Source organism: Streptomyces coryli (genome assembly GCF_011044975.1).
Taxonomy (GTDB): domain Bacteria; phylum Actinomycetota; class Actinomycetes; order Streptomycetales; family Streptomycetaceae; genus Streptomyces; species Streptomyces coryli.
Window position 1 is genome coordinate 1 of sequence record NZ_JAAKZV010000381.1, and the last position, 5,245, is coordinate 5,245.

Consider the following 5,245-nt stretch of genomic DNA (forward strand, 5'->3'; position numbering starts at 1 on the left):
CTGCGAACCCCGCCCCCGCCACCAACCCTGGTGTCATGACCGCCGAAAGCCGCTGGACGGCGCTGCCGCCCGCGGCCGGCTCGGCCGTAATGGCCACCGGCATCCTCTCCGTGGGCCTTCATCTCACCGGACACGAAGGCGTCTCCCGCGTCGCCCTCGCCCTCACCGCCGCCGCCTGGCTCACCCTCGCCGGCCTCTTCGCGTACCGGCTGCTGCGCACCCCCGCCCGCTGGGTCGCCGAGGCCGACACCCCGCCCGCGCTCACCGCCGTCGCCGCGAGCACCGTCCTCGGCACCCGGCTCGCGCTGCTCGGCGGCGGCGCCCGGCCGGTCGCGGTGGCGCTGCTGGTGGTCGCCGCGCTGCTGTGGCCGGTGCTGCTGACCGCGGTGGTACGGCACTGGGGGCGGCGGATGCCGGGGGCGGTCTTCCTCGTGTGCGTGGCCACCCAGGGCCTCGTCGTGCTCGCCGGCACGCTGGCCGCCACGCTGCCCGCGGCCTGGCTGGCGTGGCCCGCGGTCGTGATCTTCGCCCTCGGCCTGGTGCTGTACGGGGCGGCCTTCTCCCGCTTCGACCTCGGCAACGTCCGTACCGGCGCCGGCGACCAATGGGTGGCCGGCGGCGCGCTCGCCATCTCCGCCCTCGCCGGCGCGAAGCTGCTGGCGCTGCCGCAGTGGCACGACGCCCCGGTGCTACGGGCCGTAACGCTCGCGCTCCTCGCCCTCGACCTCGCCTGGTACGCCGTGCTGCTCCTCGCCGAGCTGCGCTATCCGCGCCCGCGGTACGACGTGCGCCGCTGGGCGACGGTGTTCCCGATGGGCATGACGGCGGTCGCCGCCCTGTCCGTGTCCGCGGCGGCGGGGGTGGACTGGGCGGCGACCGTGGGGCGCGTGCTGCTGTGGCCGGCGGTGGCGGCGTGGCTGCTCACCTGCGCGGGGGCGGTGCGGCAGCGGGTCACTTCGGGTCGCGGCTGAAGCTCGCCTTCGACCAGTAGTAGCCGAGGACGGTCAGGGCCACGCTCCAGGCGATGGCGATCCAGCCCTGGTTGCCGATCTCGCTGCCCAGCAGCAGGCCGCGCAGGGTCTCGATGGCCGGCGTGAAGGGCTGGTACTCGGCGATCGGCTGGAACCAGCCCGGCATCGACTCGGCCGGCACGAAGGCGGACGAGATCAGCGGCAGCAGGATCAGCGGCATCGCGTTGTTGCTGGCCGCCTCCGCGTTCGGGCTGACCATGCCCATCCCGACGGCGATCCAGGTCAGGGCGAGGGCGAAGAGCGCGACCAGACCGAGCGCCGCCAGCCACTCCAGCACATTGGCGTCCGTGGACCGGAAGCCGATGGCCACGCCGACCGCCCCGACCAGGAGCACGCTGGCGATGGACTGCACGACGCTGCCGATGACATGCCCGATCAGGATCGAGCCGCGGTGGATCGACATCGTACGGAAGCGGGCGACGATGCCCTCCGACATGTCGGTGGCGACCGACACGGCCGTACCGACCACGGTGCCGCCGACGGTCATCATCAGGATGCCGGGGACGATATAGGCGATGTAGTCGGAGCGGTCCGCCCCGGCGCCGAGGCCCGCGCTCATCGCGTCGCCGAAGATATAGACGAAGAGCAGCAGCAGCACGACCGGCGTCAGCAGCAGATTCAGCGTCAGCGACGGATAGCGGCGGGCGTGCAGCAGATTGCGCCGCAGCATGGTGCTGGAGTCGCGGGCGGCGAGGGCGAGGGAAGTCATCGGGCAGTCTCCTTGGACTGGTTGGGGACGGCGGGCCCGGTGAGGGCGAAGAAGACGTCGTCGAGGTCGGGGGTGTGGACGGTCAGCTCGTCGGCCTCGATCCCCGCCGAGTCGAGCCAGTCGAGGATCGAGCGGAGCTCGCGCTGGCTGCCGTCGCTGGGAAGCTGCAGCGTCAGCGCCTCGTCGTCGCGGGTGACCTCGCGCAGGGCGTCGGCGGCACGCTGGTACGCGCCCGGGTCGGCGAACCGCAGCCGGATGTGCCCGCCGGGGATCAGCCGCTTGAGCTCCTCCGCGGTGCCTTCGGCGGCGATCCTGCCGTCGTTGAGGACGGCGATACGGTCCGCGAGCTCGTCGGCCTCGTCGAGGTACTGCGTGGTGAGGAAGACGGTGACGCCGTCGGCGACCAACTCGCGGATGATCCCCCACATGTTGCTGCGGGAGCGCGGGTCGAGGCCGGTGGTCGGCTCGTCGAGGAAGATGATCCGCGGGCTGCCGACCAGCGTCATGGCGATGTCGAGGCGCCGCTTCATGCCGCCGGAGTAGGACTGCGCGGGCTTCTTGGCGGCGTCGGTGAGGTCGAACCGCTCGAGCAACTCGGCGGTGACGCGCCTGCCTTCCCGCTTGGAGAGGTGGTGCAGGTCGGCCATGAGGAGCATGTTCTCCTCGCCGGTGATCAGCCCATCGACGGCGGAGAACTGCCCGGTGACACCGATCGCGGCCCGTACCCCGTCGGGGGCGGTCGCGACGTCGTGGCCCGCGACCTGGGCCTGCCCGCCGTCGGCGGAGATGAGGGTGGACAGGATCTTCACGGCGGTGGTCTTGCCGGCGCCATTCGGCCCGAGGAGGGCGAAAACCGACCCGGCCGGGATGCGCAGATCGATGCCGTCGAGAACGACCTTGTCGCCGTACGCCTTGCGCAGCTCCGAGGTGGAGATGGCGAGCGGCGTCGGGATGCCGCCGTTCCGGCTGGACGTGGGCATGACAGAAGAAGGCATGGAGCCCTCCCAATCGGAGGCTGAAGTGGGTGGTGGTGGGGGGTGATTGAAGGCGAGGGGTTCAGACCTTGGCGCGGCGGACGTCGATGTTGCCGTACTTGGTGCGGGCCCGGATGGTGACGGTGTCCTCGGTCTCCTCCGGCGCGTCGGACGCGGTGAGCGCGTTCCGCACCTGACCGGAGCTCGAGTTGGCGTCGAGCCAGGCGGCCGTGCCCTCGCGGACGCCGATGTCGATGGCGCCGTAGCTGGTCTCCAGCTGGACGGTGCCGCGGGCCACGTCCTCCAGGCGCAGGGTGCCGTGGGCGGTAATGGCGGTGACCGAGTCCTCGGCGCGCCGGACCTCGATGTCGCCGTTGGCGTTCCTGACCCGCAGCTCGCCGATCGCGGCGCCGACGATCGTGGTGCCGTGCGAGTTCTTCAGCACGGCGGGGCCGTCGATGAAGCCGACCCGCAGGCTGCCGGTGCTGGTGGCGATCTCGGCCCGCCCCTCGACCCGGTCCACGGTGATCGAGCCGTGCGCCGCCCTGAGCTGCAGCGGCCCGGTGGTGTCGAAGCGGACGTCGCCGGACGAGTTCCGCACGCTGACCTCACCGAGCCGCCCCTCGCCGAGCACCTGCACCCAGGCGCCGGTCATGTCGAGGTTCGAGCCGGTGGGCAGCTCGACCGTCACATCGACGGTGCCGGTACGACCGAGCCCGCGCAGCGCACCCTTGGGCGTCCTGATGTCCAGCACGCCGCCCGAGTAGGCGACCTTGGTCTGCTGAGTGGCCTTGACGTCGAGATCCCGCTTCGGGTCACGAGGCTTCGCCTCGACGACGGTGTCGGTGCGATCGCTCGCGACGAACTGGATGGAGCCGGCGTCCATGTGCACGGTGACGCTGATCGCTTCGGGAGTGTCGAAAGTAGGCATGGCTGTCCCGTCCTTATGGGTCGGTGAGTCGTCCCCGCTGGTGGGACGTGGTGTGTAGGTGAAGTGGGTGAAGTGCGTGAGGGGGCGGGGCGCTAGCGCACCCAGCCGGTAAAGCTCTGTCCGATGTGCTGGGTCTTCTCCGGCGTCCGCGGCCGCGCACCGCCACCATCGACGGCAGCCGACACGGCCCGTACCAACCAGGCATTGACCGACAGCCCTTCGCGCGTCGCGGCCTCCTCGGCCCGCGCCTTGAGCTGCGCCGGCAGCCGCAGATTGACGCGCGCGGTGCCACCCTCGTCGACATCGGCGACAGGCGCCTTGACGGTGTCGACGGGCCCCGGCACGTCCTCGTACGAGCCGTCCCCCTCCGGCGCCGTCACGACAAACTCGGGATCGAGCCCCCGCAGCCGCACATCGACCGACCCCGGCGCCAGCTCGCGAGTGATCTCGGCCATCGCATCGGACAGCACATTGAGCATGGCCAACCGCGTCGCCGACTCCAACGGAGCGGTCAGCCGCGCAGCCAACTCACGAGCATCTTCCCCGCCGGCCTCGGCGGCCACCGCGAGCTCGCGGTGCAGGTTGTCGACATAGGGGGTGAGGTCCATGACGCCATAGTGGCACCACGATGGCACCACGCGCAAGTCCGAGTGGCGCCGGAGGTGGCGCCATCGGGAGCATCGGAGCTCTGACCTGCGAGGATGCCGCGAAAACCAAAATGGCACCGGAGTGGCATCACGTGGCATCACGTGGCACCACGCGGCACCGCATGGCTCACCTGGCTCACCTGGCGCGCGGGCCGCCCAGGTTGCCCAGCGCGTCGCCGAGGTGCCCCAGCGCCGTCGTCGCCTGCTGTCGGACCTGCCAGTTCGGATCGCCCAGCACGGACCGGAGGGGCTCGACCATCAGCTCACGGTCCGCGCCGGTCAACTTCTCATCGACCCACGGCAGCAGCCCGTATCCGACGGTGGAGCGATAGGCCATGTCCGCCAGCTCATGCGCGGCGCGTTCCCGCAGCCCCGACCCGATGTCGCTCGACGTCAACGTGCGCAGCACGGCCCGTACGAACAAGCCCGATCCGCCCATCGCAACCAGCGCCTCGGCGACGATATCGACACGTGAGCGCCCGTAGTCCTCGCCCCGGTCCGGCCTCGCCCAGGCCTTCTTGTCGTCCAGTACGCCGATCAGCGCCCGCTCTGCTTCGGGGCCCCCGAAAACCCCCAACGCCTCGACGATGTCCTCGAACGCAGCGCCCGGCGACGCCTCCCGCGCGAGGGCGTCGCACAGGGCAGACACCGCACGCCGATCATCGAGCCGCACCAGCTGCCGCGCCGCTTCCGCACGCACACCACGGTCGGAATCCTCCAGCCGCGCGCACACCACATCGACAGGATGCTCATGCCGGAACCGAGCCTCAGCCTCAGCGGCAAACGAAAGATGCCGCTCCCGGCAGCCGATGCACAGACACCGAACGGCCTCGGTCCGCCCCGCGGCCACATAGACCCGCTCAAATTGCGCGCCCTCGGCCCCCGCCGGCACCTCCGCCCGACACACCTCGCAGCGACTCCCCGCCCCCCGACGCTTCCGCTCCCACCACGCC

At 71.3% G+C, this 5,245-nt stretch carries 6 protein-coding genes; 1 reads left to right on the forward strand and 5 read right to left on the reverse strand.

Features of this window, described 5'->3' with window-relative positions; genetic code table 11:
* Positions 1 to 971, forward strand: a 971-nt coding sequence (locus G5C51_RS39665; protein WP_420824911.1) for a tellurite resistance/C4-dicarboxylate transporter family protein, incomplete at its 5' end; no start/stop codon positions are given.
* Here the strand turns inward: G5C51_RS39665 and G5C51_RS39670 are convergent.
* The 5 genes from G5C51_RS39670 to G5C51_RS39690 form a co-directional block, all read right to left on the reverse strand.
* Entirely contained in the window at positions 952 to 1,740 is a 789-nt protein-coding gene (locus G5C51_RS39670; RefSeq protein ID WP_165245415.1) for an ABC transporter permease, read from the reverse strand. The two genes, G5C51_RS39665 and G5C51_RS39670, sit on opposite strands and share 20 nt — an antisense overlap.
* Positions 1,737 to 2,720, reverse strand: a complete 984-nt coding sequence (locus G5C51_RS39675) for an ATP-binding cassette domain-containing protein (RefSeq protein WP_165245422.1) — start codon at positions 2,718 to 2,720, stop codon at positions 1,737 to 1,739. Before G5C51_RS39675 ends, G5C51_RS39670 begins: the two co-directional genes overlap by 4 nt.
* A gap of 76 nt (positions 2,721 to 2,796) precedes the next feature.
* A complete protein-coding gene (locus tag G5C51_RS39680; RefSeq protein ID WP_165245417.1) occupies positions 2,797 to 3,645 on the reverse strand; it encodes a DUF4097 family beta strand repeat-containing protein in 849 nt (282 codons plus the stop codon).
* A 92-nt stretch (positions 3,646 to 3,737) separates the two neighbouring features.
* The gene (locus G5C51_RS39685; protein WP_165245418.1) at positions 3,738 to 4,253 is read right to left on the reverse strand and encodes a toxin-antitoxin system HicB family antitoxin; all 516 of its coding nucleotides are present in this window, start codon (positions 4,251 to 4,253) and stop codon (positions 3,738 to 3,740) included.
* A gap of 175 nt (positions 4,254 to 4,428) precedes the next feature.
* The coding region (locus G5C51_RS39690; protein ID WP_206314821.1) for a HEAT repeat domain-containing protein at positions 4,429 to 5,245 on the reverse strand (817 nt) is incomplete at its 5' end.